Origin of the sequence: Clostridium grantii DSM 8605, from assembly GCF_900129965.1 — a bacterium.
Classification (GTDB): domain Bacteria; phylum Bacillota; class Clostridia; order Clostridiales; family Clostridiaceae; genus Clostridium_AF; species Clostridium_AF grantii.
In genome coordinates, this window is the sequence record NZ_FQXM01000008.1 from 116736 (window position 1) to 140926 (window position 24191).

Genomic DNA, 24191 nt, shown 5'->3' on the forward strand with positions numbered 1-24191 from the left:
AAACCTTTTCCACCACTCTATAATTAATTAATAATTTTAATTAATTATTTTTAGCTAGAAATTTTACTACTTCAAAATAGTTAAAGTTAAATCTTACCACACATTAAATACTATTGGTTTTAGAACTAACTCCTATTTTTTTAGTAATTAAAACGTTTTCTATGTTTAATATAACAAATGTTATGTTATTTGTAAATAGTTTTTTTATTCTTTAATCATTTTTTTCATTAATTCATACTTTTAATTATCTTTAAATCAACTAATACCAATTTAATGATCATATATCTTACATATAAATAAAAAAACGCTATTACCAATCAGCGTTTTTCTCTTAGCTCAATTCTTTACATTATTTTTTTTATTCCTTGCAATAAGGTATTCTTATAATCTATAAAATCATAAGTATCCTCACCAAATAACTCACTGAATTCTTTTAATTTTGATAATTCTATGTCTTCTATAGCAATTTTATTTTCTTCGCAATATAATACAATAGATCCTATAACACCATGAGCATCTCTAAAAGCCATTCCTTTATTCACTAAATAATCTGCTGCTTCTGTTGCATTTAAAAATCCTTTTTTTACGCTTGCGTACATGTTTTCTTCTTTTACTTTTAAACCTTTTATCATTTCATTCATAATCTTAATACATTTTAGAACTGTATCTGAAGAATCAAAAAAAGGTTCTTTATCTTCTTGCATATCCTTGTTGTATGCTAGTGGCAAACCCTTCATTGTTGTCAATAAACTTATCAAGTCTCCGTATACTCTACCCGTTTTTCCTCTAATAAGTTCTGCCGCATCTGGATTTCTTTTTTGTGGCATAATACTACTTCCAGTAGAATAAGCATCACTTATTTCAACAAAATCAAATTCTTTACTACTCCACAAAATGAGTTCTTCACTTAATCTACTTAAATGCATCATCAATATTGAAAAATCAGACATTAATTCTATCAAATAATCTCTATCACTTACTCCATCCAAAAAGTTATCTACTGGTTTATTAAAGTTTAATTCTGCAGCCGTAAATTTTCTATCAGTATTATAAGTTGTGCCAGCTAAAGCGCAACACCCTAAAGGGCTTTCATTTAATATTTCCATAGCATTTTCTAATCTTTTTTTATCTCTAATAAACATACTATAATAAGCCATCAGATGATGAGTAAACGTTACTACTTGTGCTCTTTGCAAATGTGTATACCCTGGCATAATAACATGATTCTTTTCCCCAACCTCTTTAGTTGTAGCAATTAATTCAGTTAAGTTTTCAATTATTTCTTTAGCTTTTTCTCTAGCATACATTCTCATGTCTACCGCTACTTGGTCATTTCTACTTCTAGCAGTATGAAGTTTTTTACCAATCTCATTAGTTCTTTGTATTAGATTTGATTCTACAAAGCTATGAATATCTTCATATTCTCCTTCAATAGCAAGCGATCCATTTTCAATATCATTTAAAATAGAAGTTAATCCTTCAAGTATAATTTTCATATCTTCTTCTGAAATAATATTTTGTTTACATAGCATTTTAACATGTGCCATGCTCCCAGTAATATCTTGATAATATAAATTTTTATCAAAAGCTAATGAACTATTGAAGTCTTCCATAAGCTTACTTTCTTCATCTACAAATCTTCCGCCCCAAAGTTTCATTTAATCACTCCTTAATCAAATTCAGTGCAAAGGCATGGATAATTTTCTTAGAAAATCTAAAATAATTCTTCCACAACTATGCACTGTGTGTTTTAAACTATAAATAAATTATTTTGCTTTCATTGCTTTTATTTTGCTTGGTAAAGAAAATAAATTAATAAACCCAGCTGCATCTTTGTGATCATATAAGTCTGAAGCTCCAAAAGATGAAACATCTTCATCATACAAAGCATATGGAGAGGATTTTCCTGCCACCATTATATTTCCTTTGTATAGTCTTAACTTAACCCATCCTGTAACGGTTTCTTGTGTTTTATCAACAAAAGCGTCTAACGAGTCTTTTAATGTTGTAAACCATAATCCATTATACACTAATTCACCATATTTTTGTGCAACCATATATTTAAAATGTAAAGTGTCTTTTTCAATTGTTATTTCTTCTAATTCTTGATGAGCTGCATATAAAACAGTTCCACCTGGTGTTTCATAAACCCCTCTTGATTTCATACCTACAAGACGATTCTCAACTAAGTCAACTACACCGACACCATTTTCTCCACCAATTTGATTTAATACCTTAACTATCTCTACTGCTGACATTTCTTCTCCATTAACTTTTGTAGGAATTCCTTTTTCAAAATAAATTTCAACAAAAGTTGGTTCATCCTTAGCTAGTTCCGGTGGTGTAACCATTTGATACATGTCTCTTTTATGATCATTCTTTAAATCTTCTATATCTCCACCTTCATGACTAAGGTGCCATAAATTTTTATCTCTTGAGTATATTTTTTCTTTCGTTACAGATATTTCTATTCCTTTAGCATTTGCATAATCAATAGCATCTTCTCTTGATTTAATATCCCAGATTCTCCAAGGCGCAATTATTTGTATACTTGGATCTACAGAAGCTATTCCCACTTCAAATCTAACTTGATCATTTCCTTTACCAGTACAGCCATGACAGATATATTTAGCTCCTTCTTTATGAGCAATCTCAACTAGTTTTTTTGCCATTAAAGGTCTTGCAAAAGAAGTTCCCAATAAATATTTACCTTCATATTTTGCATTAGCTTTTAATCCTTGGAACACATAATCTTCAATAAACTCTTTTGTTAAATCTTCAACATAAATCTTTTCTGCACCTGATTTTATTGCTTTTTCTTTTACAGCTTCATAATCATCATCTTGACCAACATTTATGCAACAAGCAATTACATCTAAATCGTAATTTTCCTTTAACCATTGAATAATTATAGAAGTATCTAATCCCCCTGAATATGCTAAAACCACTTTATCTTTCATAATTTTCCCTCCTGAATATATATATTTAATATAATTATTTTCTTGTTTGTAATATCTTAAACATATTATATTACAAAACTTATATTTATGCAACATTTTTTAATAAATATTCATAAATTTCTTTTATATAACTAAAACTCCGTGTATACACCGGAGTTTTAGTTATATTTATTATAAAATTTTATTTAAAAATGCTTTTGTCCTTTCTTCTTTAGGATTAGTGAATATCTCATTTGGTGAAGCTTCTTCTACAATTTTGCCCCCATCCATAAAAATAACTCGATCAGCCACTTCTTTAGCAAATCCCATCTCATGTGTTACTACTACCATAGTCATACCTTCTTTTGCAAGACCCTTCATAACATTCAAAACTTCTCCTACCAATTCAGGGTCTAATGCAGAAGTTGGCTCATCAAATAACATTATATCTGGTTCCATATTTAATGCTCTAGCAATAGCAACCCTTTGCTTTTGACCTCCAGATAATTTTGATGGATATGCTTCCAGTTTATCTTCTAATCCAACCTTTTTTAAAATCTTTTCAGCTCGTTGAAGAACCTTTTGTTTATCTTCTTTCTTTACTGTTATTGGTGCTTCAATTATATTTTCCAGTACAGTCATATGAGGAAATAAGTTGAAATTCTGAAAAACCATACCCATTTTTTCTATAGTTTCTCTTAATTTAGCTTTGTTATTAATTAAAAGCTTTTCCCCTTCAACAAAAACTTCCCCTGATGTTGGTTCTTCTAAATGATTCAAGCAACGCAAAAATGTACTTTTCCCCGAACCTGATGGGCCTATTATAACAAGAACTTCTCCTTTTTGTACTTTTACATTTAAATTTTCAAAAACATTAAGTTTACCGAAACTTTTGGATAAACCTTTAGTTTCTATCATAATAAAATCTTCCATTAAATTTCCTCCTTTAAAGTGTTAAAGCTCTATTACTAGTATACAGATAATTTCTTCTCAATTCTAGAGAAAACCACAGTAAATATTGTTGTCATGAACAAATATAAACACGCTGCTAAAAAGAATGGTTCTACCGTTCTTCCAGTTGCAGACATTCTAAGTTGCGCATTTCTCATCAACTCTTCCATAGCAATAGCCGAAACCAACGACGTATCTTTAAGCATTGTAATAAATTCATTTCCAACTGGAGGAATTATATTCTTAAATGTTTGAGGAAGAATTACTCTTTTCATTGTTTGAAAATAAGTAAAACCTAAAGCCTTACAAGCTTCGAACTGACCCTTATCTACAGATTGAATTCCTCCTCTAATAATTTCTGCCATATAAGCACCTGAATTTAAACTCAACCCTATAATAGCTGCATTAAAAGGTTGTAATTTTATACCTAAAGAAGGTAACCCATAGTAAATAACAAATAGTTGTACCAACATTGGTGTTCCTCTAAATATCCATGTATAAAAAGTAGCAATTTTAGAAATTACAATATTGTTTGATATTTTCATTAATGCAACTATAATACCTATAATAGAACCGATAAGAACCGATAACACCGTTAATTCAACAGTAATAACACTACCTTTTAAAAGAATTGGAAACATTTTTATTAAAATTTCAAAATCCATGATATTTTCCCCCTGTTTTAAAATAAATCCTTTGCTAAATAATTACCCTCGCGTGAACTTTTCATATCACACAAGGGTAAGAGAATTCTTTAAGCTACTTTTCTTTATTGATATGCATCATATCCAAACCATTTTATAGAAAGCTCTGATAAAGTCCCATCTTCTTTTAACTCTACAAGCGCTTTATTTAAAGCTTCAGTTAATTCTACATCTTCCTGTCTTAAACCCATGCCGATTGGCTCTTCACTAACCATTTCGTCAAGAACCTTAAACATATCCCCTTGTTCATCCTGTGCTAAGTAATACCCTCCAACTTGAGCATCCATTATTACAGCATCTACTCTACCATTTTTAAGTTCAATTATTGCTTCTGGAATCTTATCATATTTTTTTAATTCTTTTATAAAGCTTAAGTTTTTCTCTGCTGCTTCCTGACCTGTAGTTCCCATTTGACATCCTAAAACTTTATCTTTTAAATCTTCTTCTTTTTCTATACCAGAATCCTTAAGAGTAACTAATATTTGTCCTCCTAAAATATAAGCATCTGTAAATCCTATACTTTCTTTTCTTTCATCAGTAATACTTAAAGAAGATAAAATCATATCAAACTTAGATGATTGAAGTGCTAAAAGTATACCATCCCATGCAGTTGTTTGAAATTCCATTTCAACTCCAAGTTTTTCTCCTAAAGCCGCTGCTAAATCTACATCAAAGCCAACCAACTTATTATCATCATCTCTGTACTCCATCGGAGGATAAGAATCATCTACCCCAATAATTATTTTTCCTGCATCTTGAATTCTAGTTAAAGAATCAACCGTTGTTTCTTCTGAAGTAGATGCTTCATTGTTTTTATTTACATTATTTTCCGTTTTATTACTACTACACCCCACAAACACACCAATGCCCAAAGTTAATGTTAATAATAACGCAACTATCTTTTTCATAATACATCCCCCTTTTTCTTGTCCACTTATTTAATATTATATAATCTTTTTTATTTTTATGCAATATATTTTTATAATTATACATTTGTTTTAAAATTATTGCTTAACTATTCATCATAAAAATATTTGTTTTATTGATTATATTTTGTTTTATGTGGATTATTTTTATTACTATATTAATTATAATACTCTTTTTTTGTGTTTTTTTCAATAGTTGTTTTGTTTGTCATAGCTTTTTTACACGGTTTTTTTATAAAATTATACATAAAAAAAGGCGGCAAAGCCGCATATTCTTAATTCAAAATATAGCGTCAGGATTAAGCGTTAGCTTGCATAAAGCTTTTTGTAGTTTTAAATCATAAGTAACTTATCATGCACAAGTTTAAAAAATATACCTTTATACTTATTATTTTTAGAATACATTCCATAATATAGGGATCCCACTGTGAAAATTAATTTATACTTGTACAAAATCTCCATGTTTCTAGGAGTTTTGGACACTTATAAATTAATAGTTGAACTGGGATACCTATATCTAATCATTTTAAAATTCTTATCTAGTTTAACATATCTGTTTTTTGAGAGAGATAAAATCTCCTCTTTAGTAAATATTTTTTTACTCATGGTATTCACAACCTTTCTGATTTTATTGTATAAAAAAAGAGCCTATATGAATAGACTTTTTTAAGTGTCTATTCTATAGATTCCATTTTATTTAAGTATACAACCTTTTTTAATAAGTACTGCTGCAAAGTATACCAGAGAAAGTAGCTAACCATCCACTACCACTCCTTTGTGTGCTTTGTAAATATAGATAGCCTGTCCACCACATTCCATCTATATATTCAGAGTAAGGATAAACCTCAGGTATGCTAGAGTAATCAGAATAATATTTTGTAATAGTTTTTTGTTTTGACACCACAATATTAGGCTCAATTATTGATGCTTCAATATTATTCTGGATTGGATTTGTTAATTCTGTTGCTAAAGCTTGTTGCGGTAAAATTAACATAGCAAGAAAGAACATTATTAATCCAAATTTTAAAGAAAAATTTTTAATAGTACTCACTCCTTCAAATTATTAATTGGGCTTATTTTTTTATAAATAGCCATAAATTTCCGTGTTTTACCTATTCTTTCGGTTGAGTAAAGATAGAATTCATTTGTATCTTCACCTGACTCAATTCCAAATTGTTTTAGAGTAACTTTATCTCCTGCTTTTTTGCATTCATCCCAATTCTCATAAGTAGCTGATAATATTCCTTCTTTAGAATCATACGTAATATTATTTCTTTTCAATGTTGAAATTAATTCTTTTTCTTTATATTTAGCTAAAACCAAATTTTCTTTTCTTTCGGTTGAGTAAAGATAAAATTCATTTGTATCTTCACTTGACTGAATTCCAAATTGTTTAAGAGTAACTTTATCTCCTGCTTTTTTGCATTCATCCCAATCCTCATAAGTAGCTGATAATATTCCTTCTTTAGAATCATAAGTAATATTATCAGCTGCTAATACATTTATTGTTTGGATAACAATTATACATGATATAAAAAAAGTTTTTATAATTTTTCTTTTCAATTATTTGACCTCCTAGTTATCCCGTTTCCTTTTTTTCTCTAACAAGATAAATTATACCTATCAATTATGATAATGTCAATATTATGAAGAGAATACTAACATTATTTATGATTCATTTATGATAATGTCTCAATATATATGGATTCCACTGTGAAACTTGATTTATACGTGTCCAAAATCTCCACGTTTCTAGGAATTTTGGACACGTATAAATTAATAGTTGAACTGGGATACCTATACCACATTTGATTATGTCCTAAACATAAACATGTTATATATTAAAACTCATGACTAAAAATGAGGTGTTGTTAATGAGAAAGGTGAATTTAAATATGGAAAAAATAGATAAATACTCTACTATAAAAAAATTAATATAAACAAATGACAATAAAAAAAAGCCCTTTAGTGGGCTTTTTACATATTATTAATTATCTCATTTGCATATTCCATAGTTTTTGCATTTCCACCCAAATCAGATGTAACAACTTTTCCTGACTCTAATACTTTCGAAACAGCTTTTTCGATTTTGTCAGCAGCTTCAAATTCTTTTAAGTATCTAAGCATCATAACTCCTGATAAAATTGTAGCTGTAGGATTTGCAATATTTAATCCAGCAATATCTGGTGCTGAACCATGCACTGCTTCAAATACAGCCATATCCTCACCAATATTAGCTCCTGGAACTATTCCAAGTCCCCCAACTAATCCCGATGCCATATCTGATAAAATATCTCCATACAAATTAGGCATTACTAATACATCATATTTAGTTGGATCTTGAACCATTCTCATGCTCATAGCATCAACGATCATATCATTAGAAATAATTTCCGGATATTCTTCACCTACTTCTTTAGCACATTTTAAGAAAAGCCCATCACTAAGTTTCATAATATTAGCTTTATGAACTGCTGTTACCATTTTCCTATTTTGAGCTTTCGCAAGTTCATAGGCATATTTAGAAATCCTAACACTAGCTTTTCTAGTAATAATCTTAATGGTTTCAGCTGCATCTTCTCCTACCATATGCTCAATTCCTGCATACAAATCTTCTGTATTTTCTCTTACAATTATCAAATCCACATCTTCATACCTACAAGGAACCCCTTTAAAAGTTTTAACTGGTCTTACATTAGCATATAAATTCAAAGATTGTCTAAGTCCAACGTTAACACTTCTAAATCCCTTTCCAACAGGTGTAGTTACAGGCCCTTTAATAGCTATTTTGTTTTTCTTTATACTCTCTATAACATAATCTGGTAGAGGAGTGCCATACTCTTCTATAACCCCTTCCCCTGCATTCACTACTTCCCATTCAATTTCCACACCAGAAGCATTTACAACAGCTTGCATAGCTTCCATAACTTCTGGTCCAATACCATCACCTGGTATCATTGTTATTGTATAACTCATAATAATCCTCCTTTTTCCTATATTTCACCCTATTTCAATGTATTAATAAGTCCCCCACTAAGTATCATCCTCTTTTGTCTATCAGATGCATTTAATGTCATTTTATAATTCGTTCCTTTAGATAAGTTTTCTATAATAAAAGTTCCTGTTTCAACTGAAGATAATGCGTTATTTATAACTAATTCATCAAATTCATTTATATCCTCATAATCTTTAGCATTATCAAAAACCAATGGGATAATACCATTATTTAAAAGATTAGCTTTATGAATTCTTGCAAAAGATTTAGCAAATACCGCTTTAATTCCTAAATATAAAGGTACTAATGCAGCATGTTCTCTACTTGAACCTTGACCATAGTTATCTCCTGTTACAATAAATCCTCCACCATATTCTTTTGCTCTCTTTGGAAATTCCGGATTACATGGCGTTAAACAATAATCCGAAAGATGAGGAATATTTGATCTATACGGTAGTAGTTTTGCATCAGAAGGCATTATATGATCTGTAGTTATATTATCTTCTACCTTAATCAAAACTTTTCCTTCAACTTTATCTTGAAGGTCTTTACCTAATGGGAAAGCTTTAATATTCGGTCCTCTAACCACGTCCACTTCATTAGAATTTTCTGCTGGCGGAATCACCAAATTATCATTTATCAAAAAGTTCTTTGGCATTTCAACTTTCGGAGCCTCTCCATATTTTCTAGGATCAGTTATATATCCTTCTATAGCAGCTACTGCAGCAACTTCTGGGCTAACAAGGTAAACACCAGCTGAAGTCGTTCCACATCTACCTTTAAAATTTCTATTTATAGTTCTTAAAGATACTGCATTGTTAGAAGGTGATTGCCCCATTCCAATACATGGACCACATCCACTTTCAATAATTCTTGCTCCTGCAGCAATCATTTTAGCTAAGGCACCATTTTCAGCAAGCATATTCAATACTTGTTTTGAACCTGGACCTATAACTAACGAAACATTTTCATTAACAGTTTTTCCATTTAAAATATCTGCAACTTTCATCATATCAACATAAGAAGAATTAGTACAACTTCCTATGGTAACTTGATCTACTTTAATATTAGTAAGTTCTGATACTTTCACCACGTTATCTGGACTATGCGGAGCAGCTACTAATGGTTCAAGTTCGCTAAGATTAATATCTACAATTGCATCATAAGAAGCCTCTTCATCTGCTTTTAATTCTATATAATCCGTCTCTCTTCCTTGCGCTTTTAAAAATTCTAAAGTCGCTTCATCAGAAGGGAAAATAGATGTAGTCGCTCCAAGTTCTGCACCCATATTTGTTATAGTAGCTCTATCCGGAACTGAAAGTCCTTTAATACCTTCTCCACCATACTCAAATATTTTATCTACTCCACCTTTTACTGTAACTCTTTTAAGAACTTCTAAGATTACATCTTTTGCTGTAACCCACTGCTTTAAATTCCCAGTCAAATTAACTTTTACAACTTCTGGGTATTTTATATAATATTCTCCTCCACCCATAGCAACGGCAACGTCAAGTCCTCCTGCTCCGATTCCAATCATTCCTATTCCACCTGCAGTTGGTGTATGACTATCCGATCCAACTAATGTATATCCCGGAACTCCAAATCTTTCTAGATGAACTTGATGACAAATACCATTACCTGGCTTAGAATAATAAACACCATGTTTTTTTGTAACTGTTTGTATATATAAATGATCATCCGCATTTTCTGGGCCCGTTTGAAGTAAATTATGGTCAATATATGCCACAGATTTTTTTGTCTTTACTCTATCAACCCCTATAGCCTCAAATTGTAAATAAGCCATAGTACCTGTTGAATCTTGTGTCAATGTTTGATCAATCCTTATTCCTACTTCTGTTCCTTTCTTCATTTCTCCAACAACAATATGATTCTTTAGAATCTTTTCAACAATATTAAGTCCCATTTTATTTCCTCCATATAATCAGTAATTCTTTTGATGAATAAAAAGATTTTTGAAAATTTAGCCCCTTACACTTTCACTTAAAATTTTCCCTTTATTTTTTAGCACTCAATAAATATTCATTTTTGTTGAATATTTATTGGATATACCGTTTAAAATACATTTCATTCGCATAAATATACTACTATATTACCATATAATTCTTTTCTAATCAAAGTATTTTTGCAATTTCAATAATCATTTCATGCATTTTTTTAATAACCAAAAAAGAATAATAAGCTAAGTTATACTTATCTCATTATTCTTTTACTCTGTTTTTTTAATATTCAATATTCTTTTCTATTTCTTTGTATATTATCTCTGATAAGTTTTTCAATTCTTCCCTATCCATTTTATCTGGATAGATTGTTTGTCCTACCGTTATTTTTATAACGCCTTTTTTCATTTTATAATTGTTTCCTTCAAAATATTTATACCCACCATCTACTGTTAAAGGAACAATAGGGACTTTTGCTTTCAACGCCATTTTTAAACTACCTTTTTTGAATTCATTCATTTTTGGTCCTTTACTCCTAGTTCCTTCCGGAAAAATAAGCATAGAATGTCCATTTTTTAAATTTTCTGCTCCTTCATTTATAGCAAGAAGAGACTCTCTAATATCATTTCTATCAATAAATACACACTTTAATTCCTTCATCCATCCAGAGGCAACAATAATTTTCTTAAGTTCTTTTTTAGAAATTATTCCTATGTTTCTATCCAATCCACCTAGTATAGCCAAAATATCCATATTACTTTGATGATTTCCTACAAAACAGCAATTACCCTCTGGTAATTTTTCTTTTCCTATAACCTTTACTTCCAATAAGCAAGCACCTAATATACCATTAGCCCATTTATCCACTACTTTCCTTAAATAAACCTGTGCAGCCTCTTCTCCATGTATTTTTCTTATTATTTTTAACTTTATTTTTCTAAATATAGAAAATACCATGAATAAAAAAATATATATGTATGCATATAAAGTTCTCATTATTATCACCCTTTCAATTTCTTTCTGTGTTATATTATATTACTAGAAACTAACTAATTCAATTAAAAAAATACTAATTTAAATAAAGTTTCTTTTATTTAATTATCAGTTAATAATAAATAAATTGAAACCTTTAATAAATATATGTTAAAATTATTAATGAAATTAAAGCGAGGTGAATAAATGAAGTTAAAACCCAAAACTAAAAAAGCAATAGTTTTTATGGTAATAGGATTTCTAATTATTTTTATTGTCATTGCTTTTGTAAAAAATAATTCCCAAGTATATAAATCCATAGATACAAAAGGAAAATTACTTGTTCATTTCATAGATGTAGGGCAAGGCGACTCTATACTTTTAATGGCTGATAATAAAACTTTATTAATTGACACTGGTCCTAACTCAAAGAAAAATGAATTCTTAGATTATTTAAAAAGTACAGGAATCACTAAGTTAGACTACATTATAGCAACGCATCCCCATGAAGACCATATAGGGAATATGAGCTACGTAATCCAGAAATATGACATCGGAAAATTTTACGCTCCTAAAATAACATCCACCACCGATTCCTATAATTCTATGGTAAAAGCTTTAAATAAAAAAAGCAAAAAAATTACTGTATCTAAAGGTGGTATGTCTTTTAAATTAGGGAGTGATGTTTTATGTGAAATCTTAGCACCAAATAATTCCTCATATGATAATTTAAATAACTATTCAGTAGTTTTAAAAGTAACTTTTAAAGATACAAGTTTTTTATTAACTGGAGATGCTGAAAAAGAAAGTGAAGACGAAATACTATCTCAAAAATATATTTTAAAAGCCGATGTGCTGAAATTAGGTCATCATGGAAGTTCAACTTCTACAACTCCTGATTTTTTACAATCTGTAGATCCTAAAATAGCAATCGCATCTTGTGGAATAAATAATAGTTATGGTCATCCTAATGATGAGATAATAAATTTACTAACAGAGAATAACATTCATTTATTTAGAACTGATTTAGATAAAACTATCATTCTAGAAAGTGATGGAAAAATAATAAAAAGAAAGTAGTGATAATATGAATCCAATAGCATTCGAATTATTCGGAATTCCAGTACTTTGGTATGGAATTCTTATAACAACAGGTATACTTGTTGGTTTAATAGTTGCCAATTTTCAAAGTAAATTTTACAAAGTAAATTTTGACAAGGTTACTGATATAGTTATAATAGGACTTCCTATCTCCATCCTAGGAGCAAGAATACATTACGTACTATTTAATTGGAGCTATTATATTAGCGATCCTATACAAATATTAAATATTAGAGGTGGTGGCCTCGCAATTCATGGAGGTATAATCGGAGCAGTTTTAACATCTATCTTTATGTGCAAGTTTAAAAAAATCAATTTTTTCGTTTTCTTAGATATTTTAGCTCCTTCATTTATCATAGGTCAGGCTATTGGACGTTGGGGTAACTTTATGAATGGCGAAGCCCACGGTGGAATAGTTACCAACGAATTCATTTCAAACTTTCCTTCTTTTATACAGAAAGGTATGTTTATCGGCGGTTCTTATTATCACCCTACATTTTTATATGAATCAATGTGGAACTTACTAGTCTTTTGTGTACTTATTGTTATAAGTAGAAAAGTATTAACCTTAAAAAAAGGCGGATTGTTTTATATTTACTTACTTCTTTATTCAGTAGGCCGATTCTTCATTGAAGGTTTGAGAACAGACAGCCTTATGGTAGGCTCTCTACGTGTTGCTCAAATGATAAGCTTAATTTTAATCTTCATCTGTTCTTTGTTGTTATTACTTCCATCTAAAAATATAGATAAATACAACTCCTAAAATAAAGGTTTTTTAGAACTTTTAAAAATATATTTTAATATTTTCAAAAAACATATTGACACATAAACAATATCCTTGTATAATTCTATTTGTTGGCGAGATTATACACGCCGAAGTGGCGGAACTGGCAGACGCACAGGACTTAAAATCCTGCGGTGCTAACACACCGTACCGGTTCGATTCCGGTCTTCGGCACCAATATAAATAAAAAAACTGTAACTTTGTTACAGTTTTTTTATTTATATTATATTTTAAAGAAATATCAACTATTTAGTACTAAAATAAGGCAACCTCTTGAAGTTTACCCAGTTATGCTAAAGCCTATCTTTCAATACTCTCCTTTAAATATAATTATATTTCACATCAGAATTCAACAATCTTTTATAAATTTTAATTTTCTTATTAACTTCCCCTATTTGAAAAAATACTATAGAAAAAATTTCCCACAAAAGAACCCATCCTCCTATTAAAAACCCTTCTGGTATTAAATCACCTAAAAATGAATGATGAATAAATTTTTGCAATAAATATGCTACAAACAGTAAAACAACACCCCACACTCCATAAAGCAAGGTACTTCTAATCATATTTCTTTTTACACTAAGCTTATTTCTTATTTTGTAAGATATATGATTCTTAAATCCTATAATAATTTTCTCTTCTCTTTCAACATCTTTGATTTTTTGAGGTAAGAAAAAATTTATAATCACTTTATTTTTTAGTGGTATTTCCAAAGAACATTCTTCTAGATACTTTAATAACTCCTCATCTAAATCTTTAAACTTGTCTGGTGAATAATCCCATTCATTATGAATATCTCTATAATAATCCAAACTTATATCAATATTAAAGCTTTTACTTTTACTATCATATCTATAAATTTTTTTAGGATCATTATATTTATTTACTACAAATAATTTATTTACTACAACTAACTTCTTTAACATAAAAAAACTCCTTATATCTACTTTATCAAATCAATTTTACTTTACTAATATTCGAAATGCAACAATAAAATCAAAAATGCAAAATAAAAAAGCAGGTGAGTCTCCACCTACTTTCCCGTTAGATTGAAATAATTTTAGTCAAAAACAATACACATAATATAATTGATATTATTATTCTATAATATGCAAATACTTTCATATCTTTGTTTTTTAAATAACCTATAAACTTGTCCACGACAACTATTGCAACTATAAAAGACACAATAAATCCCAATGTTAAAGCTATAATTTGAACAGAGTTTAATGTTATTTGCATTTTAATGAATGATACTAACGATGCCCCTACCATCACAGGCAAAGCTAGAAAGAAAGAAAATTCAGCAGCTGCAACTGTTGATAATCCAGCTATCCAACCACCAATTATTGTGGAAGCAGACCTTGACATTCCTGGCCATAAAGCTAAACATTGAAATATACCTATAAGAAAAGCTTGTTTAAATGAAATATCATCTATGCTTTTTGTAATAGATTTGCCTTTAAACTTATTTTCTGCATATATCATCCATATAGCTCCCACAAATAAAGCTATTGTAACAGGTACAGCATGAAATAAATTTTCAGTTATTACATCGTCAAATTTTACTCCTAAAATTCCTGCTGGTATACAAGCAACAATAATTTTAGACCAAAACATAAACCCTGAATTCTTATGCTTAGGAGAAAAATTTATTAAAGTATCCATAATTTTTTTCCAATATAAAACTACTATAGCTAATATAGCCCCAAGCTGAATAACAACTTCAAACATACTTATATATTCTTTAGAGTATAAACTTGAAGGAATAGCTCCTTCCATGAATCCGATCAAATGACCCACAATAATCATGTGTCCAGTAGATGACACCGGTAGAAACTCAGTAAACCCTTCCACAATACCAATTACAATAGCCTTAAAAATAAACAATAAATTTATTGACAATTACTTTCCCTCTCTTCTATTTTAATTTATCAGAACGGATAAATTATACTATTTATTTTTATTAATGTCCACAATATAAAACATCCATACTATTTTATTCCTAAAGTTTACTCTTAAGAATAGCACTATGGATGTTTTATTATTTTATTCTTATATGAAATAAATTAAGTCAAACTACTAGCTTCATCAAATAACAAAGCTATTTTATTGAACCCAAAATCTTTTAATACTTTTATAGCAACCTTATGAATTTCTATTACTTCAACAACATCTTTTTCCGGCATTTCTTTTAAAATACTATCCGTAATATTTTCTATATCAGAAGTATTTAAAGGAATCTTTGCATCATCTGATGCCCTCATAATCGATACCTTAATTTTATTTTTATCAAAATCCTGAATCCTGCCATCTCTTTTAGTAACTTTCATCAAAGCAACCTCCTTAGTAATTCTAGTATATTATATAAACAATTATATCATAAAAAGAATTATTTAAGAAAATTAATTTATATTCTTAATTTACGTTAAGTTTCATATAATCATTTAATAACTTGTCTAGATGTTGACTAAGTTCAATAACCTCTGGATCAAGGCATCTTTTGTAACTAATGCCTACTTGAGCATTTAATACTAATCTAACTCTTTCTATTTCTTCTTCTATACTGCTCAATTCCTTTGTCCTACAAGAATTATTAGAAATCATAGTCATTCTCCTTTTTAATTATTTTGTATTTATATGTAATTATTTGTCATTTGTTGGATTTTTTTTATTTTTATTGTAATACATTTATACCATATTTTATGTTATAAAACAAGAGCTTACATTTTTTATTTATTTTCTTTTTCCATGGTTTTTGCACTATAAAAAAGCTATATTCTCAATATGTTGTATTATGCATACTTTTAAAGTACCAAATAAGCTATTTTAAAAGTAATTTATTTGTCGAAAAATTTTTTTAAAAAATTTATTTTTGTACTTTTGGTATTTTATGGTTCCTGTAAGTATTGAATTAAGTTTTTTAAATTTGCTTGTTCCACTGAAACATTCATCATACCAATTTTCCTACTTGGTATAAAGTTTCCATGGCAATCTGAACCAGCAGTTATAATTATATCATTTTTCTTGCACCAAGTAATACATTGCTCTGTTCTCTCCTTTGAGTGATTAGGATGGTAGCATTCTACCCCTTCAATTCCTAACTCATATAGCATACCCAGCCTTTTATCTGCATCTACATCTATATTAATATAATAGGGGTGAGCTAATACAGGTATTCCACCTGCCCCTTTAATTGCATCTACAACATTTACTGTATTTTCGAATACAGGTGATTTCATGTCTACATTACCCGCAAATACTCTTGAAAAATAATCTGATACATCTTCACACATTTTGTTGTCAATCAAAAAATTTAAAGCTTTCCATCCCCCTCTTTGTGGGTTGTGTATATATGATTCATAGTCTTTATATTCAATATTATATCCTTTATCTATTAAATATTTTATTGAGTTATCATCTTTTTCTTCTAATTGTCTTCGATTATTCATAAGAATATTAGTAAAGTTTTTATTACTATTATTTGTGCCATAGGCTAATATATGAAAAAGTTCCCCTTTATATAAACTAGACACTTCCACTCCTGGTATAAAATGTGTATCCTCTTCCAAAACTAGCTCTTTAAGCTTTTCAACATTCTCATAAGAATCATGGTCAGTTAAAGAGAATAACTTTATATTTTTAAATTTAATTTCCTCTAATATGTTTTTCGGCTCAAAAGTACCATCCGATGCTGTAGAATGTATATGCATATCAATCTTATCATATTTATTTAACATTTAATCACCAAACTTTCCCTATTTTCTTTTCTTACTCCTAAGTATATTTTATTATTATTTATAAGAATCAACAACTGTATTTTGAAATATTCCGAATTTTTTATTTATTGAATCTTTTTATTCATTTTTTATTAATTTGAATTATTTTATTCATTAGTATAAACTAGTAGTAGATATATTAACAACAAAATTAATTAGGAGGTATTTCATGGCAGAAACCATCAAACGTGATATTTCAAATAAAAGAGCATCTGAATTAAAATCTCAAATCTCAGATTTTATCTCTTCAAAAAACTCCATTCTTACAGGAACCTGCGAGGATAGCATAAAAAACAACAATGAAAACAAAACAAAAATTTTATCCTATTTTAATTCCACTGAAGAAGATTGGCAAAATTGGGAATGGCAACTTAGCCATCGCATTAAGGATGTGGATACATTAACTGCAATTGTAAATCTTCATCCTAGAGAAATCGAAGCACTAATAAAAGTTGGTAAAAAATATCGTTGGTCCATTTCTCCCTATTACCTTTCTTTAATAAATAACGATGAATTTAATCCCATTAAATTACAATCTATTCCTTCTATTTTAGAATTAAACGAAAATGGTACTTTAGATCCCATGGGTGAAGAATTCACAAATCCTGCCGGTTCAATAACAAGAAGATATCCTGATAGGTTAGTAATTAACCTAACTAATGAGTGCGCAATGTATTGTCGCCATTGTCAGAGGAGACGAAATATTAAAGGACAGGATTCTCATACTTCTAAACAATTAATTCAAGAATCAATTGTTTATATAAAAGATAATGAAGAAATAAGAGATGTTTTATTAACAGGTGGAGATCCTTTAACATTAAGTGATTCTTACCTAGATTGGATACTTTCTGAACTACGAAAAATAAAACATGTAGAAATAATTCGTATAGGAACTAGAACTCCTGTAACCATGCCTCAAAGAATAACAACCCAGTTAATAAATACTTTAAAAAAATATCATCCGATCTATATTAATACACATTTTAATCATCCAATTGAAATAACCGAAGAATCCATACTTTCTCTTTCAAAATTAGCAAATGCAGGTTTTCCTTTAGGAAATCAAGCCGTTTTACTTAACGGAATAAATAATGATAAATTTGTCATGCGTTTACTAAATCAGCAATTAACAAAACATCGCGTTAGACCTTACTATATTTTCCATGCTAAAAATGTAACAGGAACAACTCATTTCAACACTTCTATTGATGACGGAATGGAAATCATGGAATATTTAAGAGGCTATACCTCCGGACTTGCTGTCCCTACCTATATTGTAAATGCCCCAGAAGGCAAAGGAAAAACACCAATTAATCCTCAATACTTACTTATGAAAGGAAAAGATTCCTTTAAAATAAGAACTTGGGAAGGAAATGTTATGGACTATCCCAATCACGCTACCATAAACCTAAAAAAAGAACTCAAGAAATCTTTAAATAAATAAAACAAATGGCGTGATTCGCCATTTGTTTTATTTATTTATTTATTTATTTATTTATTTATTTATTTATACTTTCATAATCTACATCTATAACATCATTTACATCGTAATCAAATGCATCCTTATTATCTTCTACTTTAGAAAAATCTGGATCATCTTTAACTTTCTTTTTATTAAAATTTATATTTGCTATATATTTATATACCCTGTATAAACCCCACACTACTATTCCAATTGGTATTAAAATTACTAATCCTCTTATTATTAAATAAACTAACCCAATTATTAATATAGAATTTATAAGTGTTCCAAAAAAACCATTTCTATAATATGACACTTTTATCACTCACCTTTAGTTTATAGTTTTTCTTAATTACTATAATCATATTATATCATATTTTTTTATATGTAGTACTCGATATCACTTAAAATTGTATTAATAATTTGTTAATTCCCATTCACATTTTACTTTTTTCTTTCTTATAAAATAAATTTATGAATGTTTTCTACCAATAAATATAAATCATTCGTTGATTTGTTTATATTAACTTATTTTACTGTTGTAAATTATCTAATATTCGTATATTATATATATAAAATACACATAAATACTTTTATGCAAAGGGGGCTATTCAATGAGAGCAATAATAACAGTTTTGGGGAAAGATACTATCGGGATTATAGCAGGTGTTAGTAATATTTTATCAGACTCAAAAGTAAATATCCTTGATATAAGTCAAACTATTCTTCAAGAATATTTTACAATGATCATGTTAACAGATTTTAGTGAAGCAAACTCTTCTTTTACTGAAATCCAAGAAAAGTTGAACAAAATTGGGGAAAATCTTGGTGTTTCAATCAAAGTACAAAGAGAAGATATCTTTAATTCGATGCATAATCTATAGAAGTGGGTGGTCTTGTGATAAATCAAAATAAAATAATGGAAACAATTCAAATGATAGAAAAAGAAAAATTAGATATCAGAACAATAACTATGGGAATCTCACTCAGAGATTGTTCTTCATTTGATGGTAAAGCTTCAAGAAATAAAATTTACGATAAAATAACAAAAAATGCTGAAAATTTAGTTAAAGTAGGGGAAGAAATAGAAAAAGAATATGGAATCCCTATAATAAATAAAAGAATATCAGTAACTCCTATTTCAATGATTGCAGAATCTAGCAACGATAGCAATTATGTAGAATATGCAAAAATTTTAGATAAAGCCGCCTCTGCAGTTGGTGTTAACTTTATTGGTGGTTTTTCTGCTTTAGTACAAAAAGGATATTCTTCTGGAGATAGAAAACTAATAGCTTCTATACCAGAGGCATTAAGCGTTACAGAAAAAGTATGCTCTTCAGTAAACATAGGAAGTACTAGAACAGGTATAAATATGGATGCCGTTTACCAAATGGGAAAAATCATAAAAGAAACTGCAGAGTTAACAAAATCTACCGATGGATTAGGTTGTGCAAAGTTAGTTGTTTTTGCTAATGCTGTAGATGATAATCCTTTTATGGCTGGAGCTTTCCATGGAGTTGGAGAATCAGAGTGTATTCTTAACGTGGGCGTATCCGGACCTGGTACTGTAAAACGTGCTCTTGAACAATGCAGAGGTGAATCCTTTGATGTTGTGGCAGAAACCATAAAAAAAATAGCTTTTAAAATCACTCGTATGGGTCAATTAGTAGGCACAGAGGCTTCAAAGCGTATGGGCATACCATTTGGTATATTGGATTTATCCTTAGCTCCTACTCCTTTCCTTGGTGATAGTGTAGCTCATATCCTAGAAGAAATGGGTATTGAAAGTTGTGGAGCGCCTGGAACTACAGCCGCACTTGCATTATTAAATGATGCTGTTAAAAAAGGTGGGGTTATGGCAGCTACTCATGTGGGGGGATTAAGTGGTGCTTTTATACCTGTTAGTGAAGATATTGGTATGATTGATGCTGTTTTAAATGGTTCTATAAACCTTGAGAAACTTGAAGCCATGACTTGCGTTTGCTCTGTTGGTCTTGATATGATTGCTGTTCCAGGAAGTACAACTGCAGAAACTATTGCAGGCATTATTGCTGATGAAGCTGCTATTGGCGTAATAAATAATAAAACTACTGCAGTAAGAATAATACCAGTGCCTGGCAAAGAAGTAGGTGAAATGGTTGAATTCGGTGGATTGTTAGGTAGAGCTCCTATAATGAGAGTTAGTCCATATAAATCAGATGATTTTGTGAAACGTGGTGGCCATATACCTGCACCTATTCATTCCTTTAAAAACTAAGAATAAAGTCATATAAAAAAATCATCTTTCTCAAATAGAGAAAGATGATTTTTATGTTTTTCTAAAGATTAGCTTTAGTTTGATTCAATTCTTTTTTCAAATAATCAATGTTTATTAATCAATCCTATTAATATTATTAACTATATTTTGAATTTCAAGTATATCTGATATAAATCTAGGTTTATATGAACCTTTTTCTTCTTTTTTGTTTTCTTCTAAACTTATAATATTTTCACTGCTATCAGCAAATTCTATACTTTTATTTTCAACTAAATATTCCTTGTATTTTTTTAAACTATTTACTAAATCATCTATTTCTTTTACTTGTTCTTGTAAATCGTATTTATCATATTCTCTACTATCACTATTGATGGCTAATAAATGTACCATATCATAATTTAAATGAGTTATAGTTCTAAGTTGAAATAATAATTTCGAAAGATTTTCAATTTCAACCTTACTAACGCCTATATTTTTCAGAACAACTTTATACTCTTTTTTCATATCTTCAAACAATGAGGATATCCAATCTATATCAATAAAAGTACTAGGTAACTTTGCACTAAAACTTTGTATATCCTTCAATACCCCATTTTGTAAAATTGTTGATGTTTCCTCTAAATTTAATATAACTTTGTCCATGACAAATCTCACTCTTTTGTACATCATTTTTCTATATGATATTAAAGAAAATATAAAATTAAAAAATATAGCAACAAAAATACCCATTCCTAATGCAAGTATTCTCAATCTAAAAGTGAGTAGCAAACTTGGAACGCCACTAGAAGTTACCTGAACAAATTGAGTCATATAAATTGATGTAAAAATAGCCACCGGCGAGATTTCTCTCCAGTTTATTTTTAAGCAAACATAAATAGTAAATGCAACAGCTAGGGCTACAGTAAACATATTATTTCCACCAACAAAAATTATAAGAGAAGTGGATAAAGCTCCTAAAATAGAAGCATATACTTGGTTCATCCCGCTTCTAAATCCTGCTAAAGATACCGGTTCAAGTGTTAATATTAACCCAAACAAAACCGAAATCATGTCTACACTTATTAATGAATTAGATTTGCCAATAACATAAGCTACCAATACTGCACAAAAAGCTTTTATAATAAAATACTTTGAATCTAAAAGCTCTGCCTCATATTTTAATTTAAATATATTAATTACATTTTTCATATGTAAACTCCTCATAGCTTTTATCATAACTTTTAAACTTATGAATCTATAGGAATCCCACTGGGATACCTCTATTCTCTGGAAAAAACAAACTCCTGTTTTTTTACTTCAGCTTAACTCCATTATTTTCTATTGTTATTTTACCTTGTTTTAATAATCTACCCACAGCTCTTTTAAATGAATTCTTACTCATATTTAATTCTGATTTTATTGCTTCTGGAGCACTTTTATCATTTAATGGCATAAATCCAGAATATTTATTCTGTAATTTTTCTAAAATAAAACTAGAATCATCATCCATTTGCATATATGCTGCTTTTCTAAAAGAAATATCCAATTTGCCTTCTTCTGTAATTCTAGAAACTCTTGCTTTTATTTTGCTACCTACTTCTATATTTTCGTTCATCTCATAAAGTGGTAAAAGTGCTTTGAATTTATTATCAATAGCAACCTTTGCCCCTAAATCTGGATTAATAGAATAAACTGTACCTTGTACCATATCATCAACTTTATAGTTACTGTCTGTAAGTAATACATCCTCAATATACATTGAAGCACTTAATCTACCCGTTTTATCTACGTACATTGTAACTAAAAATCTATCTCCCACATGTACCTCATGTAATTGTTCCTTGTAAGGTAAAAATAAGTCTCTGTTTAAACCCATATTCAAAAATGATCCTATTTTAGTTACATCCAAAACTTCAAGTTCTCCTATATCACCTACTTGAATATATGGTGTTTCTCTTGTAGCTATTAATCTATCTTCTGAGTCTTTATATATAAATACCTTTACCTCGTCTCCTTCTTTTAAATTATCTTCTTCATTAAACTGGTTATTAGGTAAAAGTATATTATCTTCTTCATTTCCTGTTTCCCCATCTAAAAAAGCTCCAAAACTTTTAAAATAAGCTACCTTCATTTCTTGTACTCTTCCAATTTCCATTTTATTTCTCCTTTAATATAAATTTTCTTTAGATTATTAATGCTGAAATTAATACACTTTCAGCATTAATAGTCTTTATTTTTCAAGTATTCCTTGTTGCCTTTCTTTGCCTATAAAAAATATAGCTAGTGTGCCTGGTCCTCCATGAGTTCCAATAACTGGACCTATTGTATTTATTAATATTTTCTTAACATTGCTATTTTCTAATATCAAATCTCTCAGTTTTGTTGCTTCTTCAATGCAATCTCCATGACATATAGCTATAGTTTGTTCATCTGCCCTTTCAATCCTTTGCTCCACAAAATCTACTAATGTTTTTAAGGTTTTCTTTCTTCCTCTAATCTTTATTACTGGGATTACTCTTCCTTCGTTGTTTATTGAAAGAACTGGTTTCACATTAAGCACTTTTCCTAAAGTAGCGGCTGTAGCAGATATTCTCCCGCCTCTTCTCAAATGAGATAAATCATCTACTGTAATATAAATATTTAATTTTTGAACATTCATTTCTAAATAATCCACTACAAATTCAAAAGATGCTCCAGCTTCTTGCATTTCAAGTGCTTTTATTACAAACAATCCCTGTCCCAATGATGCACTTAATGAATCAAATATATATATTCTTCTATTGGGAAATTCTTTTATTATCATATCTTTAGCAATTCTTGCACTATTTAAAGTACCACTCAAATGTGAAGAAATTGAAATATATAAAACATCTTTTCCATCTTCTAAAATACTTCTGAATTTTTTTATAAATTCTTCAGCACTTGGCTGTGAAGTTTTTGGAACAGCACCTGCTTTCATATCTTCAAAAAATTTACTTGGATCAAGTGTTTTACCAAAATCATCAATATATTCATTACCATTATAAGAACAAGTTAAACTTACAAAGGGAATGTTTTTTTCTTTAATATAATTAAAAGGCAAATCACAGCAAGAATCGGTCATAACAACGTAATTTTTCAATATACACTCTTCCTCTCAAATGTTATTTAACAAATCTTATTTATTGTTATATTTTAATTATCATCTTTTTCAAACAAAATTTCAATGTATTTCGATAAAATCAGATAAATTACATGTATATTTTTCTAATTTTCTTTTAAATAATTTTATTATCTTAAAATTAAAGTAAATAATAAAATTATCTATTATTATTTTACCCTATATAATAATTTTTAGGCATTGCTTTACCAGAAGAAAAAAGTAGACTATTAAACTAGTCTACT

At 29.1% G+C, this 24191-nt stretch carries 24 protein-coding genes and 1 tRNA gene; 6 read left to right on the forward strand and 19 right to left on the reverse strand.

Going from position 1 to position 24191, the window contains the following annotated elements:
- Positions 1 to 344 precede the first annotated feature (344 nt).
- From argH to BUB83_RS09030, 10 genes are all read right to left on the reverse strand, one after another.
- Positions 345 to 1658: an argininosuccinate lyase gene (argH, locus tag BUB83_RS08985; protein ID WP_073338122.1), complete on the reverse strand. Its 1314-nt coding sequence runs from the start codon at positions 1656 to 1658 to the stop codon at positions 345 to 347.
- Between the two features lie 108 nt (positions 1659 to 1766).
- On the reverse strand, positions 1767 to 2960 hold the full coding sequence (locus tag BUB83_RS08990) for an argininosuccinate synthase (protein WP_073338123.1): 1194 nt from the start codon (positions 2958 to 2960) through the stop codon (positions 1767 to 1769).
- Between the two features lie 171 nt (positions 2961 to 3131).
- Complete coding sequence (locus BUB83_RS08995; RefSeq protein ID WP_073338124.1) at positions 3132 to 3872, reverse strand: amino acid ABC transporter ATP-binding protein; 741 nt, start codon at positions 3870 to 3872, stop codon at positions 3132 to 3134.
- A gap of 35 nt (positions 3873 to 3907) precedes the next feature.
- Entirely contained in the window at positions 3908 to 4555 is a 648-nt protein-coding gene (locus tag BUB83_RS09000; RefSeq protein ID WP_073338125.1) for an amino acid ABC transporter permease, read from the reverse strand.
- A 104-nt stretch (positions 4556 to 4659) separates the two neighbouring features.
- Complete coding sequence (locus tag BUB83_RS09005) at positions 4660 to 5502, reverse strand: amino acid ABC transporter substrate-binding protein (protein ID WP_073338126.1); 843 nt, start codon at positions 5500 to 5502, stop codon at positions 4660 to 4662.
- Between the two features lie 733 nt (positions 5503 to 6235).
- Positions 6236 to 6571 (reverse strand): hypothetical protein, encoded by a 336-nt coding sequence (locus BUB83_RS09010; RefSeq protein WP_073338127.1) that lies wholly within the window; start codon positions 6569 to 6571, stop codon positions 6236 to 6238.
- Entirely contained in the window at positions 6568 to 7083 is a 516-nt protein-coding gene (locus tag BUB83_RS09015; RefSeq protein WP_073338128.1) for a hypothetical protein, read from the reverse strand. Before BUB83_RS09015 ends, BUB83_RS09010 begins: the two co-directional genes overlap by 4 nt.
- 414 nt (positions 7084 to 7497) lie before the next feature.
- Positions 7498 to 8496, reverse strand: coding sequence for an isocitrate/isopropylmalate dehydrogenase family protein (locus BUB83_RS09020; RefSeq protein ID WP_073338129.1), 999 nt, complete (start codon positions 8494 to 8496; stop codon positions 7498 to 7500).
- Between the two features lie 29 nt (positions 8497 to 8525).
- A complete protein-coding gene (locus tag BUB83_RS09025) occupies positions 8526 to 10439 on the reverse strand; it encodes an aconitate hydratase (protein WP_073338130.1) in 1914 nt (637 codons plus the stop codon).
- Positions 10440 to 10755: 316 nt separating this feature from the next.
- A complete protein-coding gene (locus BUB83_RS09030; RefSeq protein ID WP_073338131.1) occupies positions 10756 to 11469 on the reverse strand; it encodes a lysophospholipid acyltransferase family protein in 714 nt (237 codons plus the stop codon).
- Positions 11470 to 11652: 183 nt separating this feature from the next.
- Between BUB83_RS09030 and BUB83_RS09035 the strand changes: the two genes are divergently transcribed.
- The 3 genes from BUB83_RS09035 (at position 11653) to BUB83_RS09045 (ending at position 13507) form a co-directional block, all read left to right on the forward strand.
- Positions 11653 to 12525 carry a ComEC/Rec2 family competence protein gene (locus tag BUB83_RS09035; RefSeq protein ID WP_073338132.1) on the forward strand — a complete coding sequence of 291 codons (873 nt, stop codon included), beginning with the start codon at positions 11653 to 11655 and terminating at the stop codon, positions 12523 to 12525.
- Positions 12526 to 12532: 7 nt separating this feature from the next.
- A complete protein-coding gene (gene lgt, locus BUB83_RS09040; protein WP_073338133.1) occupies positions 12533 to 13309 on the forward strand; it encodes a prolipoprotein diacylglyceryl transferase in 777 nt (258 codons plus the stop codon).
- Between the two features lie 109 nt (positions 13310 to 13418).
- Positions 13419 to 13507: transfer RNA gene (locus BUB83_RS09045), tRNA-Leu, on the forward strand.
- 143 nt (positions 13508 to 13650) lie between these two features.
- Here the strand turns inward: BUB83_RS09045 and BUB83_RS09050 are convergent.
- The 5 genes from BUB83_RS09050 to BUB83_RS09070 form a co-directional block, all read right to left on the reverse strand.
- Positions 13651 to 14256 carry a hypothetical protein gene (locus tag BUB83_RS09050; RefSeq protein WP_073338134.1) on the reverse strand — a complete coding sequence of 202 codons (606 nt, stop codon included), beginning with the start codon at positions 14254 to 14256 and terminating at the stop codon, positions 13651 to 13653.
- 118 nt (positions 14257 to 14374) lie between these two features.
- A complete protein-coding gene (locus BUB83_RS09055; RefSeq protein WP_143160505.1) occupies positions 14375 to 15235 on the reverse strand; it encodes an undecaprenyl-diphosphate phosphatase in 861 nt (286 codons plus the stop codon).
- 164 nt (positions 15236 to 15399) lie between these two features.
- Positions 15400 to 15663, reverse strand: a complete 264-nt coding sequence (locus BUB83_RS09060; RefSeq protein ID WP_073338135.1) for an ATP cone domain-containing protein — start codon at positions 15661 to 15663, stop codon at positions 15400 to 15402.
- Positions 15664 to 15748: 85 nt separating this feature from the next.
- A complete protein-coding gene (locus BUB83_RS09065) occupies positions 15749 to 15937 on the reverse strand; it encodes an aspartyl-phosphate phosphatase Spo0E family protein (protein ID WP_073338136.1) in 189 nt (62 codons plus the stop codon).
- 284 nt (positions 15938 to 16221) lie between these two features.
- Entirely contained in the window at positions 16222 to 17070 is an 849-nt protein-coding gene (locus tag BUB83_RS09070; RefSeq protein WP_073338137.1) for a PHP domain-containing protein, read from the reverse strand.
- 208 nt (positions 17071 to 17278) lie between these two features.
- Here BUB83_RS09070 and eam point away from each other — a divergent pair, with 208 nt between their 5' ends.
- Positions 17279 to 18553: a glutamate 2,3-aminomutase gene (gene eam / locus BUB83_RS09075; RefSeq protein ID WP_073338138.1), complete on the forward strand. Its 1275-nt coding sequence runs from the start codon at positions 17279 to 17281 to the stop codon at positions 18551 to 18553.
- 55 nt (positions 18554 to 18608) lie between these two features.
- On the opposite strand, the gene BUB83_RS21905 is transcribed toward eam, so the two are convergent.
- Positions 18609 to 18887 carry a hypothetical protein gene (locus BUB83_RS21905; RefSeq protein ID WP_073338139.1) on the reverse strand — a complete coding sequence of 93 codons (279 nt, stop codon included), beginning with the start codon at positions 18885 to 18887 and terminating at the stop codon, positions 18609 to 18611.
- Between the two features lie 298 nt (positions 18888 to 19185).
- Between BUB83_RS21905 and BUB83_RS09085 the strand changes: the two genes are divergently transcribed.
- Positions 19186 to 19455, forward strand: coding sequence for an ACT domain-containing protein (locus tag BUB83_RS09085; RefSeq protein WP_073338140.1), 270 nt, complete (start codon positions 19186 to 19188; stop codon positions 19453 to 19455).
- 17 nt (positions 19456 to 19472) lie between these two features.
- On the forward strand, positions 19473 to 20828 hold the full coding sequence (locus BUB83_RS09090; RefSeq protein ID WP_143160508.1) for a PFL family protein: 1356 nt from the start codon (positions 19473 to 19475) through the stop codon (positions 20826 to 20828).
- Between the two features lie 114 nt (positions 20829 to 20942).
- On the opposite strand, the gene BUB83_RS09095 is transcribed toward BUB83_RS09090, so the two are convergent.
- The 3 genes from BUB83_RS09095 to BUB83_RS09105 form a co-directional block, all read right to left on the reverse strand.
- Entirely contained in the window at positions 20943 to 22016 is a 1074-nt protein-coding gene (locus BUB83_RS09095; RefSeq protein WP_073338142.1) for an FUSC family protein, read from the reverse strand.
- A gap of 103 nt (positions 22017 to 22119) precedes the next feature.
- Positions 22120 to 22962, reverse strand: a complete 843-nt coding sequence (locus BUB83_RS09100; RefSeq protein WP_073338143.1) for a CvfB family protein — start codon at positions 22960 to 22962, stop codon at positions 22120 to 22122.
- A 75-nt stretch (positions 22963 to 23037) separates the two neighbouring features.
- On the reverse strand, positions 23038 to 23928 hold the full coding sequence (locus tag BUB83_RS09105; RefSeq protein ID WP_073338144.1) for a DegV family protein: 891 nt from the start codon (positions 23926 to 23928) through the stop codon (positions 23038 to 23040).
- Between the last annotated feature and the right edge of the window lie 263 nt (positions 23929 to 24191).

Bases quoted from the DNA above. Each gene is read 5' to 3' on its own strand.
- argH (WP_073338122.1), bottom strand. From the start codon at position 1,658: ATGAAACTTTGGGGCGGAAGATTTGTAGATGAAGAAAGTAAGCTTATG.
- BUB83_RS08990 (WP_073338123.1), bottom strand. From the start codon at position 2,960: ATGAAAGATAAAGTGGTTTTAGCATATTCAGGGGGATTAGATACTTCT.
- BUB83_RS08995 (WP_073338124.1), bottom strand. From the start codon at position 3,872: ATGGAAGATTTTATTATGATAGAAACTAAAGGTTTATCCAAAAGTTTC.
- BUB83_RS09000 (WP_073338125.1), bottom strand. From the start codon at position 4,555: ATGGATTTTGAAATTTTAATAAAAATGTTTCCAATTCTTTTAAAAGGT.
- BUB83_RS09005 (WP_073338126.1), bottom strand. From the start codon at position 5,502: ATGAAAAAGATAGTTGCGTTATTATTAACATTAACTTTGGGCATTGGT.
- BUB83_RS09020 (WP_073338129.1), bottom strand. From the start codon at position 8,496: ATGAGTTATACAATAACAATGATACCAGGTGATGGTATTGGACCAGAA.
- BUB83_RS09025 (WP_073338130.1), bottom strand. From the start codon at position 10,439: ATGGGACTTAATATTGTTGAAAAGATTCTAAAGAATCATATTGTTGTT.
- BUB83_RS09030 (WP_073338131.1), bottom strand. From the start codon at position 11,469: ATGAGAACTTTATATGCATACATATATATTTTTTTATTCATGGTATTT.
- BUB83_RS09035 (WP_073338132.1), top strand. From the start codon at position 11,653: ATGAAGTTAAAACCCAAAACTAAAAAAGCAATAGTTTTTATGGTAATA.
- lgt (WP_073338133.1), top strand. From the start codon at position 12,533: ATGAATCCAATAGCATTCGAATTATTCGGAATTCCAGTACTTTGGTAT.
- BUB83_RS09050 (WP_073338134.1), bottom strand. From the start codon at position 14,256: ATGTTAAAGAAGTTAGTTGTAGTAAATAAATTATTTGTAGTAAATAAA.
- BUB83_RS09060 (WP_073338135.1), bottom strand. From the start codon at position 15,663: ATGAAAGTTACTAAAAGAGATGGCAGGATTCAGGATTTTGATAAAAAT.
- BUB83_RS09065 (WP_073338136.1), bottom strand. From the start codon at position 15,937: ATGATTTCTAATAATTCTTGTAGGACAAAGGAATTGAGCAGTATAGAA.
- BUB83_RS09070 (WP_073338137.1), bottom strand. From the start codon at position 17,070: ATGTTAAATAAATATGATAAGATTGATATGCATATACATTCTACAGCA.
- eam (WP_073338138.1), top strand. From the start codon at position 17,279: ATGGCAGAAACCATCAAACGTGATATTTCAAATAAAAGAGCATCTGAA.
- BUB83_RS09085 (WP_073338140.1), top strand. From the start codon at position 19,186: ATGAGAGCAATAATAACAGTTTTGGGGAAAGATACTATCGGGATTATA.
- BUB83_RS09095 (WP_073338142.1), bottom strand. From the start codon at position 22,016: ATGAAAAATGTAATTAATATATTTAAATTAAAATATGAGGCAGAGCTT.
- BUB83_RS09100 (WP_073338143.1), bottom strand. From the start codon at position 22,962: ATGGAAATTGGAAGAGTACAAGAAATGAAGGTAGCTTATTTTAAAAGT.